The organism is Bradyrhizobium sp. AUGA SZCCT0431, assembly GCF_018131065.1.
Taxonomy (GTDB): domain Bacteria; phylum Pseudomonadota; class Alphaproteobacteria; order Rhizobiales; family Xanthobacteraceae; genus Bradyrhizobium.
Genome location: NZ_JAFCLR010000044.1, coordinates 15,891 through 41,542, shown reverse-complemented (window position 1 = coordinate 41,542; position 25,652 = coordinate 15,891). Strand labels below are relative to the sequence as shown.

Sequence of the window (25,652 nt, the reverse complement as noted above, 5' to 3'; positions counted from 1 at the left end):
CCCACCCGATTGACCAAACCAGCGCTTCGCTTTCAAATAGCCGCATGACGGAGCAAACGACGGTAACCGACCGGGCACAAATTCCGTGCTTCACCGCGAAAGGCGTGTGGCGTGGCTGCGTTGAAATCGCACCGATCGCCGTGTTCATCATCCCGTTCGGGATCGCGTTTGGCGTCGCCGCTTCCGCGAAGGGCATCGCGCCGGAAATCAGCATCCTGATGAGTATCGCGATCTATGCGGGCGCCTCGCAATTCGCGCTGCTGGATCTCTGGTACGCGCCGTTGCCGCTGGCGACCCTCGCGCTGACGGTACTCGCCGTCAACGCCCGGCACATTCTCCTCGGCGCGGCGCTCGCGCCGTGGCTGCTGCAGATCCCGGTCATGCGACGGCTGGGGGCGCTGCTCTGGCTCAGCGACGCCAATTTTGCGTATGCCATGACCGCGCGCGAGCGGGGAGAACTCGACGCCGGCATTCTGTTCGGCAGCGGCATCGCGATGTGGCTGATCTGGATCGCCACGACCGCGGTCGGCGCGCTTGCGGGTTCATTTCTCGGCGATCTGACGCGCTTCGGCTTCGATGCGGTCATGGTGACGTATTTCGCGGCCGTCGTCGTCGGCCAATGGAGGGGGGCCAAAGACCTGTATCCGTGGCTTGCGGCCGCGGCGGTCGCCGTGATCGGGACCTATGTTCTGCCGCCGGGCTGGCACATCATCGCGGGCGCCCTGGCCGGCGGGATCGTCGGAACCTGGCGCCATGGTTGACACGGTTGCGGCGGTTGCCGCCGTCCTGCTGCTGACATTGGTCACGATGGCGACGCGGGTCGGCGGCGTCTGGATCATGTCTTACGTAAAAATCACGCCGCGCATCGAGGCCTTCCTCAAATACATGGCGGTATCGGTGCTGATTTCGATCGTCGTTCCGACAACGCTGGCCGCTGCCCCGCGGATCTGGATGGCCGTCGCGGCGGCTGCAATCGTGGCCGCCGTCACCCGCAGCGCGCTCAGCGCCATGCTGGTCGGCGCGGCAGTGGCGGCGGTGGTGAAGAATTTGGGGATGTGAGGGATGTGGCAATTGACGGAGACACAGTCCGTCTTCGCTTTCGCTACGCTCAAGCTTCGCCGGACACGCTTCGACCTGAAGGTCTCCGCGTGGCTGCGCCACGCGTAGCCCGTCAGGGCGAAGCGTGGTGGGCGCGACAGGGATCGAACCTGTGACCCCTACCATGTCAAGGTAGTGCTCTCCCGCTGAGCTACGCGCCCTAGATTGGGATGACCATCCCGCTCCAGCTTTGATCGTATTGGGTGCGGTCCGTATATCGGCTCCAAAGCGCCCCCGCAAGGACGCTTCTGGGTAATTTCCGGTGTGATTTCGAGCTAAATAGTCCGAATCAGGCCGCCAGCATCTTGTTCACTTCGCTGACCAATTCGCGAAGATGGACCGGTTTGGACAGCACCTTGGCGTTTTTCGGGGCTTCCGAATCGGAATTCAGCGCAACGGCCGCAAAGCCGGTGATGAACATGATCTTGATATCAGGGTCGAGTTCCGAGGCGCGCCGCGCCAGTTCGATGCCGTCCATTTCGGGCATCACGATATCGGTCAGCAGCATCTCGAACGGCTCCTCGCGCAGCCGCTGATAGGCCGACAGGCCGTTATCATGGGGCGAGACCTGAAATCCGGCGTTTTCCAGCGCCTTGACCAGGAAGCGGCGCATGTCGTTGTCGTCTTCGGCGAGGAGGATTTTGTGCATGGCGGTCTGTCGTCGAATCCGGCTTGGAGGGTCAGTCCGCACACTAAGCCCGACAGACGGTAAAGATCGGGTGAAAGGCAGCAGTGTGCAGGTCACGGCGAGCGGCGCTATTTCTGTACCGGAACGCGCCAGAGATCAATCAAGGCAGGCGTTTTCCGCATTTGAGATGTGTTCCAGCACCATTGCGGCTTTTTTCACTTGGCAGAATGATTGTGATTACCGACAATGCGTTCTCATAAAATCTCTGGTTTTCCGGCAGAATCGGTTGCTCTATCGATTGTCTTGATCGACTGCTTGGGAAGCACGGATCCAAGGGACGGCGCCCGACGATGACCCAGTTTGATGGCGAACTGTCGCCTCCGTTCGAGATCGTGGAGCCGGCCAGCTGGCGGGCGCCGATCATCTTCAATTCCCCGCACTCCGGCTCGGTCTATCCGCTGGAATTCCTCAACGCCTCCCGGATCGATCTGGCTGCATTGCGCCGCTCCGAGGATTCGTTCATGGACGAGCTGATCGCCGATTTGAGCGATCGCGGCTTTCCGACGGTGCGGGTCAATTTTCCGCGCTCCTATGTCGACGTGAACCGCGAGCCCTATGAGCTCGATCCGCGCATGTTCACCGGCCGGCTGCCGAGCTTTGCCAATACCCGCTCGATGCGGGTCGCCGGCGGACTCGGCACCATCCCGCGCGTGGTCGGCGACGGGCAGGAGATTTACCGCGAGCGGCTCAATGTCGATGAGGCGCTGGGCCGGATCGAGGCGCTCTACAAGCCCTACCACCGCGCATTGCGGCGGCTGATCAACAAGGCGCACCAGGCGTTCGGCACCGTGATCCTGGTGGATTGCCACTCGATGCCGTCGATCGGCGTATCGCGCGACGAGCCGCGGCGGCCCGATATCGTGATCGGCGACCGCTACGGCACCAGCTGCGCCGCGCTGCTGCCCGACGTCGTCGAGGACGTCATGAGCGGGCTCGGCTATTCGATCGGCCGCAACAAGCCCTATGCCGGCGGATTCATCACCGAGCATTACGGCAACCCGGCGAGCGGATTGCACACCGTGCAGCTCGAACTCAACCGCGCGATCTATATGGATGAACGCCGCCGCGAGCGCTCACCGCGATTTGCGCAGGTGGCGGCCGATTTCTCTGTTCTGGCCGACGCGCTGGCCACCGTGCCGCTCGGCGACCTCGGGCCGTTCCAGGCCGCGGCGGAGTAGTTCGTTTCTCATCGTCATTCCGGGGGGCGCACAGCGCGAGCCCGGAATCCATTCATCTACGTAACTTGTCGCCCAATGGATTCCGGGCTCGCGACTTCGTCGCACCCACAGATGCGCAATTGCGCATCGGGGAATGACGGGGACAAGAAAAAAGGGCCGCTTGAATGAACAAGCGGCCCAAGTCTAGGGAGGAAACGCCCAAGGAGGGCAGCGATAGGGCGAGGCCCTACCGCACCGCAACAATATGCGGCCGCGCTGCACAAAACGCAAGTCCTTTCGAAACTTTCCCAGCGTAATCCCGGCGAGGCTGGCCGTTATGCAACAGGTCAGTTAAATACTATTTTTATTTGTATATTCAATATCTTACGGAGAAAAATCCGTGGGAACCCGGTGTTACGGAGCGGCCACAATTCACAAATCTCGATGTTGTGAATAGCCGTGTCACCAAAAATGCATGCCTAAACGAAGCCGATTCGAAACCCCAAAGGGGACCTGAGTCGGATGAGATGGGAATAACATTCCGTTAATCGTGCGCCCATCGCAGGATTGAGCTAGGCAAGAACGCGAGCGCTTGAACACCCCTCCGCCCTTTCAAGGAACTGCCGTGACGGTCATCGATTTCACAGCCTTTATCGGCCGCCTTGCAACCGCCTCCGGCGAAACCATTCTGCCGTTCTTTCGGACCTCGCTTTCGATCGACAACAAGAGCGCCAAGGATTTCGATCCCGTCACCGAGGCCGACCGCGCCGCCGAGGCTGTCATGCGCCGGCTGATCAAGGGCAACTTTCCCCAGCACGGCATCGTCGGCGAGGAATTCGGCAACGAGCAGGAAAACGCCGAATATGTCTGGGTGCTCGATCCGATCGACGGCACCAAATCCTTCATCGCGGGATTTCCGATCTGGGGCACGCTGATCGCGCTGATGCACCGGGGCACGCCAGTGTTCGGGATGATGCACCAGCCCTATATCGGCGAGCGTTTTTCCGGCGACAGCGGCTCGGCGCATTATTCCGGCCCCTCCGGCGAACGGAAGCTGTCCGTGCGGCGCTGCGCCTCGCTGAAGGACGCGACCTCCTACACGACAAGCCCGCTGTTGATGAACGCCGCCGACCGGGCCGCCTTCGGCCGGGTCGAAGAGGCGGTGAAGCTGACGCGGTATGGCGGCGATTGTTATTCCTATTGCATGCTGGCGGCCGGTCATCTCGACCTCGTGGTCGAGACCGAACTGAAACCCTATGACATCGCCGCCCTGATCCCGATCATCACCGGCGCCGGCGGCATCGTCACCACCTGGGACGGCAAGCCCGCCCAAAGCGGCGGCCGCATCATCGCCGCCGGCGACCCCCGCGTGCATGAAGCGGCGATGAAACTACTCAACAGCTAGCGCATTCTTTTAAAGACGATCTTCGGGCAAACACTTGGTGTTGACCCCGGGAAAACCGGTTCCACCCCGCAGTGCGGGGCAGGCCCGCATCAAGTGCGGGGCAGGCTGTTTCCTCGGGAAAAACGGTTTGCCCGGAGGTCATGCTTCAGGCCACGGAAGGCACCGCATGGACGCACTGCTGATCGTGGACATGCAGGTCGGGCTGCGGAACGGTGATCCCAAGCACGATCTGCCCGGCGTCATCGACCGCATCAACCGGCTCGCCGCCAGCGTGCGCGCGCAGTCCGGCATGGTCATCTTCATTCAGCACTGCGGCGACACCGGCGACGATTTCGAACCGCAATCGCCGGGCTGGGCGCTGCTTCCCGAACTTATCAGGGATCCCGCCGATGTCGTCGTTCAGAAGAGCATGAACGACCCCTTCGCCGGCGCCGAGCTGCAGGCCCGCCTCGGCAGGATCGCGCCGGACCGCGTGCTGGTGACCGGCTGGGCCACCGATCTGTGCGTCGATGCCACCGTCCGATCCGCCGTCTCGAACCAGCACAACGTCGTCGTGGTGACCGATGCCCACACCTTGAGCGACCGCCCCCACCTCGATGCGGTCAGCATCATGCGGCATCATCATTGGGTCTGGTGCAATCTCATTTCCCAAAAACCCGTCCGGCTCGCGGCCACCGACGAACTCGTGCCTTGACCGCAGCCATAACGTAACCCGCCGGACAAAAAATCTGCTATAAGCACGCAACGCGACAGACGCATTAGACATCTGCGCAGGGAGGCTTGCATGAGGATTTGGGGGGCGCTGGCGGCCGGATTGTCGCTGCTGCTATGGCCGGCCGCGGGCACGGCACAGGATTTTCCGACCAAACCAATCAAACTGATCGTGCCGTTCCCACCCGGCGGGCCGAACGACATCATCGCCCGCGTGGTCGGCCAGCGCATGTCGGAACTGGTCAAGCAGCCGATCGTGATCGAAAATCGCAGCGGACAGGCCGGGGTGCTGGGCACCGACGCGGTCGCGAAAGCCGCGCCCGACGGCTACACCATCGCCATCACCAGCGCGAGTTCGCTCGTCATCAACCCCTCGCTGGAACGGGTTCCCTACGACGTGCGGAAGGACCTCGCACCGGTCACGCTTGTTGTGACCGTGCCGGAAATGCTGGTCGTGGCCAGCAACGTTCCCGCCAACAACATGGCCGAACTGATCGCCCTCGCCAAGGCGCAGCCAGGCAAGCTCAATTTTGCCTCTGCCGGCGTCGGCGGCCTGCCGCATCTGGCCGGCGAACTGTTCAAGCTGACCGCAAAACTCGACATCGTGCATGTGCCGTATCGCGGCGCGGCGCCTGCCATCAACGACCTGCTCGGCCAGCAGGTACAGATGACGTTCCTCGACCTGCCGGTGATCCTGCCGCATATCAAGGCGGGCTCCTTGCGGCCGATTGCGCTCGGCGCACCCACGCGCGCGCCGACCGCGCCCGACGTGCCGACGACGGCGGAAGTCGGCATGCCCGATCTGTTGATCGAAAACTGGTACGGCATGATCGCGCCGGGAGGCACACCCGAGAAAATCATCACTGAGCTGAACCGCATCGCCAATGAGGCGATGGCCGATCCCAGCGTCAAGGTAAAACTCGCCGATCAGGGCCTCACCGTGGCCGGCGACACCCCGGAGCATTTCCGCAGCTTCATCGACAGCGAAATCAAGAAGTGGTCGAAGGTGATCAAGGACGCGGGCCTCGAGACCGCGAAGTAATTCTCTCCAGGAACGGCGCTGTGCTCACGCCTTGCGGCCCCTTTTGCTTCCGCGCGGGAGGGCCAAAAATGACGCCGCAACGAAATCCTCGTGGTGCCTCCGCCAACACAGGGCGTAGCGGCTAGTATCGCGCGCGGATCAGACAGCTGCTCACCCGCTGCTCGCAGTAGCGCATGCATTTGTTCTGATGCCCTCGCCAATCACCGCCCCCACCGGTGGGGTTGGCACATCTGCCAACGCAATTTGCGGCTCGATCCTCGCATCGCGAGGCTGTCACTGCTTCTGCCTGTGCATTGAGGAGCATTCCGGTGCCTATGAGGGTGATCGCGAAGAAAAGGTGCCGTATCATGTGACCTCCTGAAAAAGGCATGAGACGCTCGCCAGCCTACTCCTTTCGAGAATGTCGTCCATTGGCCATTGCGTCATTCCCGCTGCAATGCGGAATTTGGCGTCGTCCGCTTGCAGCGTGCGACAGCAACGCGCGGACAATGCTTGGTGCTTTTGCGGTATGGTTCAGCATTGAGGTATCCAAACCGAATGTCGAGGACGTGCCATGGTGTCGCAAACGATCGGCGGGCTGGGCTCCAAGGCGCGCCTCGCATCGGACCCGATCGAATCCACGCCCGACGCCACACCGTTGGTGCGTTCGTTCCACCAGATCCTGCTCTGGCCGCTTCAACTGCTGCCGCTGAAGGAAGGTTCGCAAATCCATCATCACTGGGAACTCCTCGAGAAGGATACCAGCGGGGTCTGGAAGGAAGTGGATGATGAATTCTGCGCCGATCCCGACGCCTTCCAGGAACGGCACTATCGCGAATTCGTGACATTCCTGCCCTATGTGCAGCGTCTCCTCTACGGCGAAGGCGCCAAACGCCGCTCCATGGCCGCCTACGGCGAATCCCCGATAAAGGCTTATCGCCGGACCGACGTGGCAGCGGTGCGGATCCTTTTCCCCGACCGGGTCGCACCGGTCGTGTTCGATGTCCGGCATGTCGATCTTTACTTTTTCTATGACGTCGACCTTGTCATTCTCGCTGTCGAAGTGTCCGGCTCCGACCTGCCGCTCGACGTGGTGCAGGACTCCCTGCACCGGTTCGGCCGCGCCTATCCTGCGGGCTGGACCACAGAGGGAGACGGCATCAACTGCCCCCGCAAGGTGGAATGGCTGGCGGCAGATGGGCGCGTGCTCGCCGTGTCGGACTACGAGGACAGAAAGCAGTATCTGGCATCGGTGTGTCGCGAGCGGGCGCCGCCGCTCGCGGCGCACTGGCAATATTTGCTCAACCCGATGGCCGCCCATCACTCCGACCAGGCGGGAGCGCTGCGGTTCCGCCACCTCGAATATTACCGCATGCCATTGATGGCTTATCTCGCCGTCGAACATCCGGAGCAGCTGACGCGGGCAGACTTCGCCCGGCTGGCGTACGCGAACGCGCCCGGCGACCGGCATGCGCTGCCCTATTCCGAGAAATATCTGGCGAGCTTCGAAGAAAACCATTGCTACGACAGATACTATGACGAAACGCAATCCGACAGCCGGCTGCGCACACGCGTGACGTGTTGCGATCACGCGTTCCTCATCGTCGGCGACGCCGCGAGGCCCGTATTCATGGATGCGGAGCGCGGCGTTCTTGGCCAGTTTCGTCATCAGTTCTTTCTGCTGGCGCTGATCGCTCACATGCACAAGGGGGCATTGCTGATGATGTCCGACCGCCTGGTGCACGCTGTCACGCGCCTCAATATCGAGCAGCAGGAAACCGTGCGACGATTCCGCGCCGAGATCAGGGGCCTGCTCGAAATATTCCATCGCTTCACCCACCGCTACTGGTTTCACGATGTATCGGAGCACGTGCAGACGCGCGAGGTGTTCCATGCCCTCGTCAAACATCTCGGCACCGACCGCCTGTACATCGAGATTCGGGAAGAGCTGAAGGACATGGGCGCTTATCTCGACAGCGATCTGCTGCGTCGCCAGTCGAACATCTTCCTCAGGCTGACCGTCGTGACCATGATCGGCCTGATCGGCACCACCACGACAGGCTTCCTCGGCATGAGCAGCCTGATCGCCGCAACCGACCATCATCTCGCGGCGAAGGTAATCTACGTAGCCGTAACGGCGGCCGCTTTCGCAGCGCTCACGCTCTATACGCTGGCAAAGTCGCAGCGCATTGCGGGTTTCCTCGATGCGCTGACCAACGAACGATTGCCGCTGCGAACAAAGGCCGACGCACTGCTGGATATCTGGCGCAGGAAATGATGACTGTTTGCCGGGTTCGCCACGCCAGGTTGGGCGCCGCAGTGTGATCTATCAATTGCCACCGACTCGGTAAAGCGGCGAGCCACGAACTCGTATCAGAGCCATCGAGCGCGTTTGAAACGCACATAAAGCACCGCGCAAAACAGGGCGATAACGCCGACGACGACAAAGTAGCCGTATTGCGTCTTCAACTCGGGCATGTTTTCGAAATTCATGCCGTAGATCCCGGCGATCGCGGTGGGCACGGCCAGGATCGCGGCCCACGCGGCCAACTGCCGCGTAATCGCGCTCTGACGCTGCTGCTCCAATAGATTGCTCACTTCGAAAACCGAAGTCAGCACGTCTCGCAACGAGTTCACCATCGCTTCGACGCGCCGCACGTGGTCCAGGACGTCCTGGAAATAGGGACGGGCGTTGGCATCGAGGCACGGTGTCTCAATGTGTACGAGCCGGCCGCAGACCTCCATCATGGGGCCGATAATTCGCTGAAAGCGGATCAGTTCCTGGCGCAGCCCGAAGAGCCGTTTGACGTCGGCGCGACTGAGGAAGCTGTCAAGCGCGCTTTGCTCCATCTTGAGCACGTGTTCCTCAATCGTCTCGACCACCGGCAGGTATCCATCAACGATAAAGTCGAGGATGGCGTGCAAGACATAATCCGGACCATGTCCCAGCAAGCTGGGAGCCGCTTCGAGTTGGGCGCGCAGTTCGCTGTGCGCCCGAGCCGAGCCATGCCGAACCGTAATGATAAAATTCTTTCCGACAAAAATCGCTGTTTCGCCATGGGCGATGTGATCCTGCTCAAGATGAGCCGTGCGCGTCATGACAAACAGCTGGTCGCCGTAGACGTCAATTTTCGGCAGTTGGTTTGCCTTGAACGCATCCTCGATCGCGAGCGGATGAAGCCCGTAGTTCTTCTCGAGTTGCTCAAGCTCTCGTTTCGAAGGCTCGAATAGCCCGATCCAGACAAACTCGGACTTGCCCTTGCAATCGATGGGCTCGTCCAGCGAAACGGCTTTGACATTCTTGCCATGACGGTACAGGTGGGCTGCCACAACGCTCACAACGAGCTTCCTCCGAACATGATGAGCGGGTGCATACCTTACCACATAAATTGCCCAGATAATTCTTGTGGCAGCGTTGCAGCGCCTGCATCACGCCCTCGGATTTGGCTTGCCGGCCGAGCGTTAAATTCATGACTACAAGCCTCAGCAATCCAGCCGCCCAAACAGTTCGCCGAACGGGACCATGATGTGGGTCCGGTACGCCTCGCGCGCTTGCAAGGTGCGATACCAGCGCTCGACCTGCGGCAACGACGGCCGGTCGATTTCCAGTTCGAAGTAACGATAGAGCGACGTCCCGACCGTGATGTCGGCGAGCGACAAGGCCTCGCCGAGCAGGAAGCTGCGCCCCTCCAGCAACCGGTCGAGTTTTTCGAAATCCTTGGCGCAACGCGCCAGCGCCGCATTGATCGCCGGCCAGTTTCGCTTGTCTTCCGGCGTCCGATAGAATCCCCAGAACACGCCGGTGAGGAAATCCGGCTGCAGCGCGGTTTGCGACCAATCCATCCAGCCGTCGACGGCGGCACGGGCGACGGGATCATCTGACCAGAATCGACCAGCGCCGTAGCGTGCCGCCAGATACCGGAGAATCGCATGCGATTCCCACACCACGGCGTCACCGTCCTTGATCACGGGAATCCGGCCGTGCGGATTCATCGCCAGAAATGTCGGCGCATCGAGCCCGCCGGCCGAACCGCCGGCGTCGATGTGCTCATGGGCAAGATCGAGTTCGCCGATCAGCCACATGACTTTCTGGACGTTGAATGAACTGCGGCGTCCCCAGACCTTGAGCATTGCGTTTCTCCTCCATAGCGTTTTCGAGCGAAGTGGGCACCGGTTCGCGTAAAGAAAACGCGTCAAAAAAAGGCTTCACTTCGGCGCCATCTTGCGCAGATGTTCGACCAGTTGCTGCGCCGGCTTCGGCAGCGACTTGAAACTGCGGGCGCAGATCGCAAGCCTGCGGTTGGCCCAGGGATCCCTGATCCTGAGGACATTGATCTTCATCGACCGCGCGCAGCGCTTGGCCGCCACTTCAGGCATCACGGCGACGCCGATGCCGGCAGAGACCATCTGCCCGATCGCATCGAAATTGTTGAGCCGGGCACGGAACCGCAAGCGCGCGCCGAGCCGCGCGGCGTGGCCGGTGACATGGGCGTGCAGCGCGCTCGAGGTGATCAGGCCGACGAAATCCCGCTCCACCACCTCGCGAAAATCGACCTGCCGCCGGTTCGACAATTCATCCTGGCGCGCGGTGACCAGCACCAGGCGGTCTTCGCTGTAGGGGATCCGCTCGATGCTGTCGGGCAGCGCGTGTTCGGCGGCGAGCCCGAGATCGGCGGCGCCGCTGGCGATGGCGCGGGCGATGTCGGCGCTTTCGCGCTCCTCGACGTCGATCGAGATATGCGGATGCTGGCTGAGGAACGCGGCCAGCGCCTTCGGCAGATATTCCGACAGGCCGGAGGTGTTGGCAAGGAAACGGACGGTGGCCTTGACGCCGCGCGAGAACGCGGCGAGATCGCCGCGCATCGCGTCCACATTGTGCATGACGATGCGGGCATGATCGAGCAGGCTTTCGCCGGCCGGCGTCAGTTCGACGCCGCGGCGGCCACGCTGCAGCAGTGAAACGCCAAGCGCGGCCTCCAGGCCCTTGATGCGCGCGCTGGCCGAGGCCAGCGCCAGATGCACGCGGTTCGCGCCATTGGTGATGCTGCGCGTCTCGGCCACCGCGATGAAGAGCTGTAGGTCGACCAGATCGAAGCGCATCACGAATTCCGATATCTGCCTTCGGCCTGGCCGAATGCTGTCTCCGTAATCTCCAGATTGTGCCTGATAGCACGATCGGTCAATGTGGCCGCATGATCGATTCCATGCTCATTCTCATCGCGGCCGCGTTCCTGCTCGCCGGTTTCATCAAGGGCGTCATCGGGCTCGGCCTGCCGACGGTGTCGATGGGCCTGCTCGCGGTGACGATGCCGCCCGGCCAGGCGATCTCGATCGTGATCGTTCCGGCGATCGTCACCAATATCTGGCAGACCTTCGGCGGCCCTTACTTGCGCGACATCATGCGGCGGCTGTGGCCGCTGATGGTCGGCACCGTGATCGGCATCTGGCTCAACGGCGGGCTCTTGACCGGGCCCTATGCGGCCTATGGCACCGTCATCCTCGGCGTGCTGCTGGTGATCTATGCCATCGTGGGCCTGTGCAAATTCAGCTTCAAGGTCGCGCACCGCGACGAGAAGTGGATCGGCGGCATCGTCGGCCTTGTCACCGGCGTGATCTCGGCCGCGACCGGCGTTCAGGTCATCCCGTCAATGCCGTTCATGCAGGCGATCGGCATGCAGAAGGACGAACTGGTCCAGGCGCTCGGCGTGTTCTTCACGGTCGCCACCGTGGCGCTCGCCTTCAACATCACCGCGGCGGGCCTGCTGACGGCGGCAACCGCGCTGCCGGGCGCGGTGGCGATGGCGGCGTCCTTTGCCGGCATGTTCATCGGTCAGGCGGTGCGAACGCGGATGCAGCCGGACGTGTTCCGTCGCTGGTTCCTGATCGCGATGATCTTCCTCGGGCTCTATCTCGCCGTCGGCGGGTTTCTGAAAATTCACAGCTAGAGCGTGATGATTTCTCGACGCGTTTTCCTGACGCAGACCGGACCACCGCGCCTGAAAGACGCCTCACCCAAATGGGGTAGATCAGCGGGTCTGCAGCATCGCCACGCGAAACCCGAGATAGACGAACATCCCGCCGAGCACGCGATTGATCCAGGCGATCACGCGCTGGGAGTGCCGGATGCGGGAGGCGGCCTTCGACGCAAACGCCGCAACACCGAGGCACCACAGCGTGCCGTTGAAGATGAAGATCAGGCCGAGGGCCAGGAAGGCCGCCGTCTTGTGCGGCGAATCAGCGGCCACGAATTGCGGCAGGAACGCCAGGAAAAATAGCGCCACCTTCGGATTGAGCGCGTTGGTCAAGGCCCCCTGCCAGAACACCCGGCGTAGCGGGGTGGCATCGTCCTGCACAGCTATGTCGGCGACCGGACTCTGGCGCGACAGCAGCATCTGGATGCCGGTGAACACCAGATAGGCCGCCCCGACCAGCTTCAGGACGGTGAAGGCGGCCGCCGACGTCAGCAGCAGCGCCGACAGCCCGATCGCGGCGCCGAACACGTGAACCAGGCAGCCGCAGCTGATGCCGAGCGCGGCCGCCGCCCCGCCGCGCCACCCCAACTGGATGCTGCGGCCGATGATGTAGGCGGTATCAGGCCCCGGTGTGACGTTGAGCAGCAACCCCGAGAGGATGAACAACCAGAGTTCGTTTATGCCGAGCAGTTCGCCCATGATTTTGACCAGTTCCCTCGTGACAATCCATTGGTCCAGCGCATGCCAATCGCAATTGGATTGCGTTACTATCACTTCTGGATCGGCCTTCCGCCAGATACAGCGTATTTAATAATCATTGGAATCGCTTGGCCGACCACATAGTGGTATGCAAGTGCGGGAGTTTTAGGGATACATGGAAAGACGGCTAGCCGCCATCGTTTGCGCTGATGTCGCCGGCTATTCCCGCATGATGGGAGCCGACGAGGCGGGCACGCATGCCACCTTCAAGGCTCACCGGACCGCGATCTACCCGATCATCCTCAATCATGGCGGCCGTCTGGTGAAGAACACCGGCGATGGCTTCCTGCTGGAGTTTCCCAGCATCGTCGGCGCCATCGAGGCCGCGGTCGCGATGCAGATGATGATGGCCGAACGAAACCATCATTTGCCCACCGACCGCGTGATGCAATTCCGCATGGGCATCCATATGGGCGATGTGATGGCCGACGAGGACGAGGTGTTCGGCGACGACGTGAACATCGCCGTCCGGCTCGAATCGGTGGCCGCCCCGGGCGGCGTGGCGGTGTCGGGCAAGGCCTATGGCGAGGCCGGCAAGCGTCTCAGCGTTCCCCTCGTCGATGCCGGTCCGCACCGCTTCAAGAACATCGAGGAGCCGGTCAGCGTCTGGACCTGGGAGCCTGAAGGCGCGGACCACCGCAGCCGCGAGGCAAGGGATCCCGCGAACCTGCCCGCGCAATACCGGACCGCGATCGTCGGGGTGCTGCCGTTTGCCAATTTGAGCGAGAGCGCCGACGAGTATTTCTCCGACGGCCTCACCGAGGACCTGATCCACGCCTTGTCGCTGCAATCGTTCTACCGGGTGCTGAGCCGCAACTCGACGTTCTCCTTCAAGGGCAAGAACCTGAGCACCCGCCTGATCGCGCGGGAGATCGACGCGAGCTACCTGATCCAGGGCTCGGTGCGCCGCGCCGGCAGCAAGATCCGCGTCACCGCCGAGCTGATTGCGCCCGAGAACGGCGAGCAATTATGGACCGGCCGCTACGACCGCGACATGGGCGACCTGTTCGCGATGCAGGACGAGATCACCACCAGCCTGTCGGCGGCGATCGCGGCCGAGATCTACCGGGCCGAGGCTTCCGCGCCTCCCCGGCCGTCGTCGAACGACCTGACCGCATGGGACCGCTTCCTCAAAGGGCTTTCCTATTATTACCTGCAGACCAAAGCCGATTTCGAAACCTCGATCGGCCTGTTCAGGGAGGCGATCGCGCTCGATCCGACGCTGTCGATCGCCCGCGCCTATCTCGCCACCATCATGATGCAGAGCATCCAGTTCGGATGGATCAAGAGCACGCGCGAATTGTGGACCACGGCGATGGATCTCGCCGAGAGCAGCGTCAGGCTTGATCCGCGCTCGTCCTTTGCCTTCCAGATTGTCGCTTATCTGCACGCCCTGGAAGGACATCACGAGGTTTCCATGGATGCCGCGAACCGGGCGGTCGGGCTGAACCCCTACGACATGGGCGCCCGCGGCGTTCTTGGCTTTTGTTATTTTTACGCGGGCGAACATCGGAAGGCCATCGAACTGATTTCAATGGCGGCGCAGCGCGGCAATTCCGACCCCCGATATCAATGGGCGGGCGTGAATGCGTTCAGCCATTACCTTATCGGCCAATATGACGCCTCGCTGTCCTGGGCGCGCGAACAGCTGTACCTCAATCCCAATCATCTTCAGGCGCTCGCGATCCGGGCGGCCGCGCTCGCCCAGCTCGGACGCGCCGAGGAAGCGGCCAACGCCACTGACGTCCTGCTGCACAATTATCCGACCTTTACCGTCGAACGCCATTTGAGCAATTTCCATTGGAAACGGCCTGACGACATCGCCCATTACCGTGACGGCCTGCTGAAGGCCGGCGTTCCCTCCGCCAGATTGACGCTCGTCGAGTCCGCGCCGAAGCTTGCCGCCGATTCCTGAAAAGGCCGCGTACCTTTGCGTCGAATTGTCGTCCCGGCCGGCCACGTCTTCGGCCGCTGGTTGACACGGCTTCGAATCCGGCGAAAATCGTTTGCACCCTGAAGTAGTACACGACCGGCGGATTCCCTTTTCGAATCCATTCCCCTTCAGACCGAGGCCGATTGTCTTTTTCATATTCGCTGCCTTTTCAGGATTGGATCCATGCCAGACCAAGCACCGGCCACGCAGATCGCCGTCTCTCCGAATAATCCCTGCCCGTTCCTGCGCGCGCTGGTCGCGAACGGCTATGTCGACGGCCACATCGTGCCGCTCGGCACGCTGACCGAAGACATCGGGCTGGCGAGCGGCAAAACGGGAATGGGTTTGATCCGGGCGAAGGTGCTCACCTACGGAATTGCGATGATCGCAAACGGCCACCCCTTGAGGAGCGTGACATCAGGCGCGATTCTCGATGAATTGCGCAACGGCCCGCTCGACAAGCATGGCGCCGGCTCTCGCATTCTCGAAGTGGATGGACAGGTCAATCTGGAGCAGATCGAACGCTTCGCGAGCTTCGGCCAGGAATACCGTAATCCCGATGGCGGCACCGAGCCCGGGCTGAACGCCAAGCAGATCGAGACCTTCATGGCGGACAATCTGAAGCGCGACGGCGATAAGGCGCGCTGGACCTATCCGATCATGATGAAGGGCGAATGGCCGGTCCTGCTCGATATTCTCGGCAAGGGCGAGGGCGAGAACCGCTACCTCAGCGTCGCCGAAGTCCGCACTTTGTTCGTCGAGCGCCGCCTGCCCAAACGCATCACCGACCGGCTACCGGCGCCAGCCGGTTAGGCCGTGCAGTCATAAAATTGATCACGTCCTCGTCAGTCGCCAGGGCCCCTCGCATGCCATGCGGCAAGCACTTCCCTTTCTTCATCGCCGGTTAAACCGACGACTGGACCGTTGGTGGCACGCAACCAGCCAAGCGTGTCACGCGCGGTCTCTGACAGGGGCCGCAAGGTGAGGCCGGCATGACGCGCCGGCGTCGTGTCGCGCGTAGCAAAGCCGGCAAAGTCCGGCAGAGGGAGCCACAAAGGGAGTGATCGAGGGCCCGCCCAACGTCTGACGTCGTGCTCCTCCAGGAAGGCACGATTTACCCATGTGAACGTACAGGATGAACCCAGTGCCGCCGCGCAGTCAGCCAGCAACTCGCCGCGGGTGCGCGTTGGTCCAGTTCCGTCATAGATACCAGTCAGGCGGGCTTGCGCGGCATGAACGATCCATTGGGCAAGGTCGCGCACGTCGATGAACTGAACGGTATCCTCCGCCGTCCCGGGCGCAAGCACTTCGCCTCCGCGGGCAAGCCGTGCTGGCCAATAAGTGAACCGACCCGTCGGGTCCTCCGGCCCGACAATAAGACCCGCCCGACAAATGAAGGCGCTTTCGCCTACGGCCTGCTCGCACGCGACCTTCGCGGCACCATAGATTTCTTCACTGCTGTATTCGACCTCCGGGGCGGTGGGTGCCCGCAGCGGGGCCGTGTCCGCCCGCTGCCCGGGCGTGCGATTGTCCGCATAAACGCTTACTGTCGAGACGAAGGTCCAGTGCCCGGTCTGCTGCTTGAGTGCGGCGACCGCGCGGCGCACCTGGCCCGGGTGACGTGATACATCCACGACAGCATCGAACTCCTGGCGCCCAAGCGGCTCGAGACCATTTGAAACGTCGCGGTCGACAGCAACAAATTTCGCGCCGGGCGCAATCGGACCCGCGAGCCCCCGTGCGGCACACGTCACGTCATGTCCGGCAGCGCAGGCATGAGCCGCAATCGCGCGCCCAAGAAACTGGCTCCCGCCTAGAATCAACAGACGCATGAAACTGCCTCCCCTATCGCCAACCCGATCACATTCCTCCGGAGCGACGGAGACGTAATCGGGACTTGAGCTTACCACACCTGGTAGTTGGGACCGCACTTTCAACCGAGCCGATTTGGTCATCCTCGATGCCATCGCTATCGAGAACCTTTCAAACTCGCATCTATTCGGATTTGATCACTTGAACAGCGGCGTGCCCGGTACGAAGGCGTCGAACGCGGCCCAGAATTGCGAGCGGTAGCGGTCCTGCTCCTGCAGGATCTCGTGCTTGGACCCGGCGATCACCAAATGCGAGCCGGCGCGCAAATGATAGGCGAATTCCTCGATCGCCGCGGTCGAGACGATGGTGTCGCTGCTGGCGGCCAGCATCAGGATCGGCTGGCGGATTTCGGAAGGATAGTTCGACGCACGAAAGCCGTGCATCGCGCGAAACGCCGTGTCGGCCCAGGCCACCGTCGGCGAGCCGATGCCCAGCGTCGGGTCTTCTTCCAGGATCGCGGCGTTGCGGGCAAAGCGCACGGGATCGCTGGTGAAGGGATTGTTGATGAAGGACTCGGTGCCGGTCAGCGCGTCGCTGCCTCCAGGCACGTAACGGCCGCCCTGACCTGCGAGCCGCAGCACCCGCAACATTGCGCGCGCCGCAAATGAGGTCCGGCTTCCCGGCAGATCGATCATCGGCGCCGACAGCACCATGCGGTCGAACCAGCGTTTTCCTGCATGCGCGACGCGCAGCATCACGGCACCGCCCATCGAATGCGCCAGCGCGAAATAGGGCGGCGGGCAATCGGGCAGCACCACCTGCTGCACGAAGGTTTCGACGTCGATTTCGAAATCGGAGAAATCGCGGACATAACCCTTGCGTGGATCGCGCAAGCGCCGCGAGGAATGACCCTGGCCGCGCCAGTCGATCATCGCCACGGCGAACCCGCGATCGCGCAGGTCGCGCACCGTCTCGAAATATTTCTCGATCTGCTCGCTGCGGCCGGTGAAGACGCAGACGGTGCCCTTGCGGCCCGCCGGCGGCGCCCAGCGCGCAAAGCGCAGTTCGGCGCCGTCAGGCGTCTTGATGGTGCCGCTGACGACATCCTCCGGAACCGGATTGGCAGGGATCGAGACGAGCGTCATGGACAGGGAACCGGCTAGGTGAAACGGGCTGGAAATCAAGGCGGGGTATCAAAAAAGGGACCTGGTTTGGCCCCTCTTGAACGATGTTCAGCCCCTCCCATATCACTTCCGTGCAGGCCGCTACCAGTGTTTCGGAACCGAATACCCCTGTGTTTCGGAGTCGAAATCTGAGGCTGCACATGGACGAAAGCCCGGCCCGATGGCGGGCGGGTTAACTGCAACAGTCGCTCAATGGAGGACTACCCTATGCGTACCTACGATCTCGCCCCGTTTTATCGTTCCACCGTCGGCTTCGACCGCTTCTTCTCCCTGCTCGACCAGGCAGCGTCAGACGGCAGCCCCGGTTATCCCCCCTACAACATCGAGCGCACCGGTGAGAACGCCTACCGCATCAGCGTTGCGGTCTCCGGCTTCTCGCAAGGCGAGCTTTCGATCGTCGCCAAGGAAAACACGCTGACGATCAAGGGCGAGAAGTCGGCCAACGAGAACGGCCAGGACAAATCCGAAGTGCTGTACCGCGGCATCGCGGCGCGCGCCTTCGAACGTGCCTTCCAGCTTGCCGATTTCGTGCAGGTCAAGAACGCCTCGCTCGAGAACGGTCTGCTCCACGTCGATCTCGTCCGCGAGATTCCCGAGGCCAAGAAGCCGCGCAGCATTCCGATCAGCAACGGCTCCCAAACCCCGCGGGTCGTCGACAGCTCGGCTGTCGCGGCCTAACGCGATCAGGCTTTCAGCAGATATTGGCTGAACGCGAAAGCGCCTCGGGAAACCGGGGCGTTTTTTGTTGGCGCCGTCATTCCGGGATGGGCCGTAGGACCAGACCCGGAATCTCGAGATTCCGGGTTCGCGCTTTGCGCGCCCCGGAATGACGCCATTTGAAATTCTGAGAATTTCACACTGCCGTGAGCGCCGTAACGACGGCGCCCCTGCGCCGAAACTCCAATCATGGGCAGCGCATCACGCTGAAAAAATCACGGAGCAGGTTCGATGAAGATGGTTCAACTGGTAACGGCGCTCGCGGTCACGGCATTTGCGGGATCGCTTGGCACACTCCCGGCGCAGGCCGAGGCGGCGACGCCGGTGGCGCGCAATGTCGTGCTGGTGCACGGGGCGTGGGCGGACGGCTCGAGCTGGTCGGAAGTCATCCCCTATCTGCAGGCCGCGGGGCTGAAGGTCACCGCCGTACAGAATCCGCTGACGTCGCTTGCCGATTCCGTCGCCGCAACCCGCCGCGCGCTGGCGATGCAGGACGGGCCGACCGTGCTGGTCGCGCATTCCTGGGGCGGCACCGTAATCAGCGAGACCGGAACGGATCCGAAAGTATCGGCGCTGGTCTATGTCGCCGCGCGCGGCCCTGATGCGGGCGAGGATTTTGTCGCGCTCTCCGGAAAATTCCCGGCCGGGCCGGTGCGCGCCGGGATCCGGGAACATGACGGCTTCACCAAATTGTCGGAGGATTCGTTCCTGAAATATTTCGCCAACGGCGTGGAGCCGAAAAAGGCCGAGGTGCTCTACGCGGTGCAGGAGCCGACTGCCGTTTCCCTGTTTGCGGGACGCACCACCGTGGCCGCCTGGCACTCCAAGCCGTCATGGTATGCCGTCTCCAAGCAGGACCAGACCATCAATCCCGACCTCGAGCGGTTTCTGGCCAAGCGCATGAAGGCGACCACGGTCGAGCTGGACGCGGGTCATCTGTCGCTGGTGTCGCATCCGAAGGAGATCGCCGACCTGATCCTCGCGGCGGCGGGTCATAAGGAATAGGTGGCCGCTCGCCTGATCCCTCCCCGCATGGGGGCCACATGGGGGAGGGATCAGGAAGCGCCGCTGCGACTTGGTCTTACTCCAGCCCCTGCATGTTGGGCATCTCCTGGGTCGGGGCGATCTGCGGTACCGGTTTTGCCTGGACCGCACCTGTCGTCACGGCCGCGGGCGGCGTTGTTTGCGCTTCAGCCGATTTAGGCTGAGCTGCCGCCGATTGCTGCACCGGTTCCGCTGCGGCTGCGGGTTCGGCCGCAGGCTCGGCGGTGGCCGGCCTGGCCGCCACGGCTTTGGCCGCCGGTTCGGCGGTAGCCTGCTTGGCGGCGAGCGGGCTCGGCTTCGGCACCGGCACGGTGTGGCTCGCGACCTGCGGGGCCGGCTTCGGCGGCCGCGGCGCGCCCTTGGCATGGGTCGGCGGCAGCGGTCCGGGCGGGCCGTAATTCATGGTCAGATCGTCGTTGAAATTATCGCCCATCCGGTGCGCCGGTATGAAGCGGATGATCCGGCCGGTGCGCGCGTCGATGATCAGGCGGCCATCGTCCCCGCCACGGTCGATCACCGAAATCGTGTAAACGAAGCCGCGTTGCTGCGGGATGCCGAGCGGCGAAAATCCGCTCTCGCGCACCACCGTGTAGACCTCGGTCGGCGGCAGCAGCATCGGTCCCTGCCCGTAGCCGTAGCGCGGCCCGGGGTATTGCGCCGACGGCGCAAACCCGGGGTATTGCGCCCGCGGCGCAAACCCGGGGTCTTGTGCCGGCGGCGCATAACGGGGCGGCGCATAATAGGGGTCGCCAATGTCGGATACCGAATAATAGGGCGAGCGTCCGGCCTCGTAAGGCGCCGGTACCTGCGCCTGGGCGGCCGTTGTGGCAAGAACCGTCCCCGCCGCAAAAACCCATCCTGTGAAGAACTTCATCATCCATTGCTCCTGTTAGCCCCTGCCTGGAGCGTGTTCGCTCTCTTGCCCGGCCGTCCCGGAACCGAACTTCATTGCGGAATCCGGCGGTCCTTGGGCCGGATCGCGGCGCGTTTGCCCCAAATCCGGGGCAGTATGTTTCGGCAAACCGGGGCAGTGTGTTTTGACGGTTACAGGCACGGATCAGCCATGCGGGCAGGGACTTTCACGCGCTTGTGTGATAGAGAAAAGTTTGGCATGGTCGGGAGTTAGGACAGTATCACTGTCTCAATTGTGGGCATTCCCGGCACAGGGATTGCAACGAAAGCTTGGCGGCTTCGAGCTCCAGGCAAGTACAGGCAAGGCCGTTCCTCAGGGACGTTGAACGCCCAAGCCTGAATTTAGGAAATTTCGGCTCGCGGCGGACGAGCGGTGGCCCGGTGGGTGCCGCAAGCGCCCAAGGTGCGCCGGTGACAGTTAAGGCCCTTGACCTGATTGAGAGGACTAAGATGAGCGGGTCGGAATTCGAGCGCGAAAACATCGTGACAGAAACGCTGTCGGCGACCGCTATCTCGAAACCGGACGACGCCACGTATCCTACCGTGCCTCAGCGCGAGTGGAGCTGGCGTCCGCCGGCTGAAGGCCTCTACGATCCGAGCCTCGAAAAAGATTCCTGCGGCGTCGGCTTCATCGCCAACATCAAGGGCCGGAAGTCGCATCAGATCGTCGACGATGCGATCAACATTCTCTGCAACCTCGAACATCGCGGCGCCGTCGGCGCCGACCCGCGCGCCGGCGACGGCGCCGGCATCCTGGTGCAGATCCCGCACGCGTTCTTCACGCGCAAGGCCGCCGAGATCGGCTTCAAGCTGCCGAAGCCCGGCGAGTACGCCATCGGTGCGCTGTTCCTGCCGAAGGAGACGGCGTGGCGCAAAGTCATCCAGAGCATCATCGCCGACCAGATCAAGAACGAAGGCCTGAAGCTGCTCGGCTGGCGCGACGTGCCGACCGACAATTCCTCGCTCGGCGAAACCGTCAAGCCGACCGAGCCATCCTGCATGCAGGTGTTCATCGGCCGCAACGGCGCGACCAAGACCGAGGATGATTTCGAGCGCCGGCTCTATATCCTGCGCAAGTCGATCTCACAGGCGATCTATCAGCGCCGCGATCGCGGCCTTGCCGGCTATTACCCGGTCTCGATGTCGTGCCGGACCGTGATCTACAAGGGCATGTTCCTCGCCGACCAGCTCGGCAAGTATTATCCCGATCTGCACGAGCCGGATTTCGAGAGCGCGCTGGCGCTGGTGCATCAGCGCTTCTCGACCAACACCTTCCCGGCCTGGTCGCTGGCGCATCCCTACCGGATGATCGCCCATAACGGCGAAATCAACACGCTGCGCGGCAACGTCAACTGGATGGCGGCGCGGCAGGCCTCGGTGCATTCGGAACTGTACGGCAAGGACATCTCCAGGCTGTGGCCGATTTCTTATGAGGGCCAGTCCGACACCGCCTGTTTCGACAACGCGCTCGAATTCCTGGTGCAGGGCGGCTACTCGCTGCCGCACGCGGTGATGATGATGATTCCGGAAGCGTGGGCCGGCAATCCCCTGATGGATGAGACGCGCCGCGCCTTCTACGAATATCACGCCGCGATGATGGAGCCGTGGGACGGCCCGGCCGCGATCGCCTTCACCGATGGCCGCCAGATCGGCGCAACGCTCGACCGCAACGGCCTGCGGCCGGCGCGCTATCTCGTTACCAAGGACGATCGCATCGTGATGGCGTCCGAAATGGGCGTGCTCAAGATCCCCGAGGACCAGATCATCACCAAGTGGCGGCTGCAGCCCGGCAAGATGCTGCTGGTCGACCTCGAACAGGGCCGCCTCATTCCCGACGACGAGATCAAGGCTGATCTGGCCAAGAGCCATCCCTACAGCGACTGGCTGCATCGCACCCAGATCCAGCTCGAGGAATTGCCCGACGCCTCGAGCAAGGGCATGCGCTCCAACCTGCCGCTGCTCGACCGGCAGCAGGCGTTCGGCTATTCGCAGGAAGACATTACCATCCTGATGACGCCGATGGCCTCGACCGGCGAAGAGGCCGCGGGCTCGATGGGCAACGACACGCCGATCTCGGCGCTGTCGGACCGGCCGAAGCCGCTGTTCACCTACTTCAAGCAGAACTTCGCGCAGGTCACCAACCCGCCGATCGATCCGATCCGCGAAGAACTGGTGATGAGCCTGGTCTCGATCATCGGGCCGCGGCCGAACCTGTTCGACCTGCAGGGCCTCGCTTCGACCAAGCGTCTCGAAGTGCGCCAGCCGATTCTGACCGACGCGGATCTGGAAAAGATCCGCTCGATCTCCGACGTTGCCGACAGCCATTTCAAGTCGCGCACGCTCGACACGACTTTCCATGCAGGCTTCGGCGCGGCCGGCCTCGAACAGGTGCTCGACGAACTCTGCGCGCGCGCCGAAGGCGCGGTGCGCGAAGGCGTCAACATCATCATCCTGTCCGACCGCATGGCGGGCTCGGACCGGATTCCAATCCCCTCGCTGCTGGCCTGCGCCGCCGTGCACCATCATCTGATCCGCACGGGTCTGCGCACCTCGGTCGGCCTCGTGGTGGAATCCGGCGAACCGCGCGAAGTGCATCACTTTGCGTGCCTCGCCGGCTATGGCGCCGAAGCGATCAACCCGTATCTGGCGTTCGAGACCATCATCGCGATGAAGGACCGCCTGCCCGGCTCGCTCGACGATTACGAGATCGTCAAGCGCTACATCAAGTCGATCGGCAAGGGCCTGCTCAAGGTGATGTCCAAGATGGGCATCTCGACTTACCAGTCCTATTGCGGCGCGCAGATTTTCGACGCCGTCGGCCTGAAGGCAGAATTTATCGCCAAGTATTTCGCCGGCACCCACACCCGGGTCGAAGGCGTGGGTCTTGCCGAAATCGCCGAGGAGACCTGCCGCCGTCACAGCGACGCGTTCGGCGACGCGCAGGTCTACAAGACCGCGCTCGATGTCGGCGGCGAATATGCCTACCGCACCCGCGGCGAGGACCACGCCTGGACCGCTGAATCGGTCTCGATGCTGCAGCATGCCGCGCGCGGCAATTCACTGGAGCGCTACAAGGCGTTCGCCAAAATCCTCAACGAGCAATCCGAGCGGCTATTGACGCTGCGCGGCCTGTTCCGGATCAAGTCCGCCGAAGACGAGAAGCGCAAGCCGATCAAGCTCGACCAGGTCGAGCCCGCCAAGGACATCGTCAAGCGCTTCGCCACCGGCGCGATGAGCTTCGGCTCGATCTCGCGCGAGGCGCACACGACATTGGCGATCGCGATGAACCGGATCGGCGGCAAGTCCAACACCGGCGAAGGCGGCGAAGAGGCCGATCGCTTCAAGCCGCTGCCGAACGGCGATTCGATGCGCTCGGCGATCAAGCAGGTCGCCTCCGGCCGGTTCGGCGTGACGACGGAGTACCTCGTCAACTCCGACATGATGCAGATCAAGATGGCGCAGGGCGCCAAGCCCGGCGAAGGCGGCCAGTTGCCCGGCCACAAGGTCGACGCCGTGATCGCGCGCGTGCGGCATTCGACGCCGGGCGTCGGCCTGATCTCGCCGCCGCCACACCACGACATCTATTCGATCGAGGATCTCGCGCAGCTGATCTACGACCTCAAGAACGTCAATCCGGACGGTCAGGTCTCGGTCAAGCTGGTCTCCGAAATCGGCGTCGGCACCGTGGCCGCGGGCGTCGCCAAGGCACGCGCCGACCATGTGACGATCGCAGGTTTTGAGGGCGGCACCGGCGCTTCGCCGCTGACCTCGATCAAGCACGCAGGCAGCCCGTGGGAAATCGGCCTTGCCGAAACCCACCAGACGCTGGTGCGCGAGCGGCTGCGCAGCCGCATCGTGGTCCAGGTCGACGGCGGCTTCCGCACCGGACGTGACGTCGTGATCGGCGCGCTGCTCGGCGCCGACGAATTCGGCTTTGCCACCGCGCCCTTGATCGCGGCCGGCTGCATCATGATGCGCAAGTGTCATCTCAACACCTGCCCGGTCGGCGTTGCGACGCAGGATCCGGTGCTGCGCAAGCGCTTCACCGGCCAGCCCGAGCACGTCATCAACTACTTCTTCTTCGTCGCCGAGGAAGTCCGCGAGATCATGGCCCAGCTCGGCTACCGCACCTTCAACGAGATGGTCGGCCAGACCCAGATGCTCGACCAGTCGACGCTGGTGGCGCACTGGAAGGCCAAGGGCCTCGACTTCTCAAAACTGTTCGTGCGCCAGAAGGAGCAGCCCGGCCAGAAGATCTACCACGCCGAGAGCCAGGATCATCATCTCGAGGCCGTGCTCGACCGCCGCCTGATCGAGAAGGCGCAAGCCGCCATCGACCGCGGCGCGCCGGTGAAGATCGACGAGGAGATCAACAACACCGACCGCTCGGCCGGTGCGATGCTGTCGGGCACCCTGGCCAAGATCTACGGCCATGCCGGCCTGCCGCTCGACACCATCCAGGTCAGCCTCAAGGGCACCGCGGGCCAGGCGTTCGGCGCGTGGCTGACGCGCGGCGTCACCTTCGAGCTCGAAGGCGAAGGCAACGATTATGTCGGCAAGGGCCTGTCGGGCGGTCGCATCATCGTCAAGCCGCCGCGCAATTCCGGCATCGTGCCGGAAGAATCCATCATCGTCGGCAACACCGTGATGTACGGCGCGATCGAGGGCGAATGCTATTTCCGCGGCATCGCCGGCGAGCGCTTCGCGGTGCGCAACTCCGGCGCGATCGCGGTCGTCGAAGGCGCCGGCGACCATTGCTGCGAATACATGACCGGCGGCATCGTCGTGGTGCTGGGCAAGACCGGGCGCAACTTCGCAGCCGGCATGTCCGGCGGCATCGCCTATGTGCTGGACGAGGCCGGCGACTTCGCCAAGCTGTGCAATATGGCGATGGTCGAGCTTGAAACGTTGCTCTCGGAAGAGATGATCAACCAGAACACCTATCACCACACCGGCGATCTCGAAGCGCATGGCAGGGTCGATGTGTTCCAGAACCTGCTCGACTCCGACATCGAGCGGCTGCACGTCCTGATCACGCGCCACGCCAAGCTGACCGACTCGAAGAAGGCCGCCGAAATCCTCGCCGACTGGAAGGCCTGGCTGCCGAAATTCCGCAAGGTGATGCCGGTCGAATACCGCCGCGCGCTGAAGGAATTGAAGGCGAACGCCGACGCCGAGCCGAAGATCGCGATCGGGGCGTAGGGAAGGAGACGTCATCCTGAGGTGCGAGCCCTCTTGG

At 62.9% G+C, this 25,652-nt stretch carries 20 protein-coding genes, 1 tRNA gene and 1 pseudogene; 13 read left to right on the top strand and 9 right to left on the bottom strand.

What is annotated here, in order from left to right; genetic code table 11:
* Nucleotides 1-44 precede the first annotated feature (44 nt).
* On the top strand, nucleotides 45-761 hold the full coding sequence (locus tag JQ567_RS31335; RefSeq protein ID WP_212442404.1) for an AzlC family ABC transporter permease: 717 nt from the start codon (nucleotides 45-47) through the stop codon (nucleotides 759-761).
* On the top strand, nucleotides 754-1,059 hold the full coding sequence (locus JQ567_RS31330) for an AzlD family protein (protein WP_212442403.1): 306 nt from the start codon (nucleotides 754-756) through the stop codon (nucleotides 1,057-1,059). The genes JQ567_RS31335 and JQ567_RS31330 overlap by 8 nt, the downstream gene beginning before the upstream one ends.
* 125 nt (nucleotides 1,060-1,184) lie before the next feature.
* On the opposite strand, the gene JQ567_RS31325 is transcribed toward JQ567_RS31330, so the two are convergent.
* Both JQ567_RS31325 and cpdR read right to left on the bottom strand, forming a co-directional pair.
* Nucleotides 1,185-1,259: transfer RNA gene (locus JQ567_RS31325), tRNA-Val, on the bottom strand.
* A gap of 128 nt (nucleotides 1,260-1,387) precedes the next feature.
* Complete coding sequence (cpdR, locus tag JQ567_RS31320) at nucleotides 1,388-1,747, bottom strand: cell cycle two-component system response regulator CpdR (RefSeq protein WP_079542506.1); 360 nt, start codon at nucleotides 1,745-1,747, stop codon at nucleotides 1,388-1,390.
* 329 nt (nucleotides 1,748-2,076) lie between these two features.
* Between cpdR and JQ567_RS31315 the strand changes: the two genes are divergently transcribed.
* From JQ567_RS31315 to JQ567_RS31295, 5 genes are all read left to right on the top strand, one after another.
* Nucleotides 2,077-2,964, top strand: coding sequence for an N-formylglutamate amidohydrolase (locus JQ567_RS31315; RefSeq protein WP_212442402.1), 888 nt, complete (start codon nucleotides 2,077-2,079; stop codon nucleotides 2,962-2,964).
* A 604-nt stretch (nucleotides 2,965-3,568) separates the two neighbouring features.
* On the top strand, nucleotides 3,569-4,348 hold the full coding sequence (gene hisN / locus JQ567_RS31310) for a histidinol-phosphatase (RefSeq protein WP_212442401.1): 780 nt from the start codon (nucleotides 3,569-3,571) through the stop codon (nucleotides 4,346-4,348).
* Between the two features lie 166 nt (nucleotides 4,349-4,514).
* Complete coding sequence (locus JQ567_RS31305; RefSeq protein WP_212442400.1) at nucleotides 4,515-5,042, top strand: isochorismatase family protein; 528 nt, start codon at nucleotides 4,515-4,517, stop codon at nucleotides 5,040-5,042.
* Between the two features lie 90 nt (nucleotides 5,043-5,132).
* On the top strand, nucleotides 5,133-6,101 hold the full coding sequence (locus JQ567_RS31300; protein WP_212442399.1) for a tripartite tricarboxylate transporter substrate binding protein: 969 nt from the start codon (nucleotides 5,133-5,135) through the stop codon (nucleotides 6,099-6,101).
* Nucleotides 6,102-6,654: 553 nt separating this feature from the next.
* Nucleotides 6,655-8,358, top strand: a complete 1,704-nt coding sequence (locus tag JQ567_RS31295) for a hypothetical protein (protein WP_212442398.1) — start codon at nucleotides 6,655-6,657, stop codon at nucleotides 8,356-8,358.
* 95 nt (nucleotides 8,359-8,453) lie between these two features.
* Here the strand turns inward: JQ567_RS31295 and corA are convergent, their stop codons facing one another.
* The 3 genes from corA to JQ567_RS31280 all read right to left on the bottom strand — a co-directional run bounded on the left by corA (nucleotide 8,454) and on the right by JQ567_RS31280 (nucleotide 11,180).
* Entirely contained in the window at nucleotides 8,454-9,419 is a 966-nt protein-coding gene (gene corA / locus JQ567_RS31290; RefSeq protein ID WP_212442397.1) for a magnesium/cobalt transporter CorA, read from the bottom strand.
* 144 nt (nucleotides 9,420-9,563) lie between these two features.
* On the bottom strand, nucleotides 9,564-10,211 hold the full coding sequence (locus JQ567_RS31285) for a glutathione S-transferase family protein (RefSeq protein WP_212442396.1): 648 nt from the start codon (nucleotides 10,209-10,211) through the stop codon (nucleotides 9,564-9,566).
* A gap of 75 nt (nucleotides 10,212-10,286) precedes the next feature.
* Nucleotides 10,287-11,180 (bottom strand): LysR substrate-binding domain-containing protein, encoded by an 894-nt coding sequence (locus tag JQ567_RS31280; RefSeq protein ID WP_212442395.1) that lies wholly within the window; start codon nucleotides 11,178-11,180, stop codon nucleotides 10,287-10,289.
* A gap of 92 nt (nucleotides 11,181-11,272) precedes the next feature.
* Here JQ567_RS31280 and JQ567_RS31275 point away from each other — a divergent pair, with 92 nt between their 5' ends.
* A complete protein-coding gene (locus tag JQ567_RS31275) occupies nucleotides 11,273-12,025 on the top strand; it encodes a sulfite exporter TauE/SafE family protein (RefSeq protein ID WP_212442394.1) in 753 nt (250 codons plus the stop codon).
* A gap of 81 nt (nucleotides 12,026-12,106) precedes the next feature.
* Here JQ567_RS31275 and JQ567_RS31270 read toward each other — a convergent pair whose 3' ends face one another.
* Complete coding sequence (locus JQ567_RS31270) at nucleotides 12,107-12,742, bottom strand: LysE family translocator (RefSeq protein WP_212442431.1); 636 nt, start codon at nucleotides 12,740-12,742, stop codon at nucleotides 12,107-12,109.
* A gap of 184 nt (nucleotides 12,743-12,926) precedes the next feature.
* Here JQ567_RS31270 and JQ567_RS31265 point away from each other — a divergent pair, with 184 nt between their 5' ends.
* A complete protein-coding gene (locus JQ567_RS31265; protein ID WP_212442393.1) occupies nucleotides 12,927-14,726 on the top strand; it encodes an adenylate/guanylate cyclase domain-containing protein in 1,800 nt (599 codons plus the stop codon).
* 201 nt (nucleotides 14,727-14,927) lie between these two features.
* Nucleotides 14,928-15,548: pseudogene (locus JQ567_RS31260) on the top strand (cytochrome C); the annotation flags it as partial.
* A gap of 41 nt (nucleotides 15,549-15,589) precedes the next feature.
* Here the strand turns inward: JQ567_RS31260 and JQ567_RS31255 are convergent.
* Together JQ567_RS31255 and JQ567_RS31250 are read right to left on the bottom strand one after the other, a co-directional pair.
* Nucleotides 15,590-16,576, bottom strand: coding sequence for an NAD-dependent epimerase/dehydratase family protein (locus JQ567_RS31255; protein ID WP_212442391.1), 987 nt, complete (start codon nucleotides 16,574-16,576; stop codon nucleotides 15,590-15,592).
* Between the two features lie 177 nt (nucleotides 16,577-16,753).
* Nucleotides 16,754-17,701: an alpha/beta fold hydrolase gene (locus JQ567_RS31250; RefSeq protein WP_212411615.1), complete on the bottom strand. Its 948-nt coding sequence runs from the start codon at nucleotides 17,699-17,701 to the stop codon at nucleotides 16,754-16,756.
* A 246-nt stretch (nucleotides 17,702-17,947) separates the two neighbouring features.
* Here JQ567_RS31250 and JQ567_RS31245 point away from each other — a divergent pair, with 246 nt between their 5' ends.
* A complete protein-coding gene (locus JQ567_RS31245) occupies nucleotides 17,948-18,418 on the top strand; it encodes an Hsp20 family protein (RefSeq protein ID WP_212442390.1) in 471 nt (156 codons plus the stop codon).
* Between the two features lie 270 nt (nucleotides 18,419-18,688).
* Nucleotides 18,689-19,462 (top strand): alpha/beta fold hydrolase, encoded by a 774-nt coding sequence (locus JQ567_RS31240; RefSeq protein WP_212442389.1) that lies wholly within the window; start codon nucleotides 18,689-18,691, stop codon nucleotides 19,460-19,462.
* A 76-nt stretch (nucleotides 19,463-19,538) separates the two neighbouring features.
* Here JQ567_RS31240 and JQ567_RS31235 read toward each other — a convergent pair whose 3' ends face one another.
* On the bottom strand, nucleotides 19,539-20,378 hold the full coding sequence (locus JQ567_RS31235) for a hypothetical protein (RefSeq protein ID WP_312017497.1): 840 nt from the start codon (nucleotides 20,376-20,378) through the stop codon (nucleotides 19,539-19,541).
* A gap of 485 nt (nucleotides 20,379-20,863) precedes the next feature.
* On the opposite strand from JQ567_RS31235, the gene gltB reads away from it, so the two are divergent.
* Complete coding sequence (gltB, locus tag JQ567_RS31230) at nucleotides 20,864-25,615, top strand: glutamate synthase large subunit (RefSeq protein ID WP_212442388.1); 4,752 nt, start codon at nucleotides 20,864-20,866, stop codon at nucleotides 25,613-25,615.
* The last annotated feature ends 37 nt before the right edge of the window (nucleotides 25,616-25,652 follow it).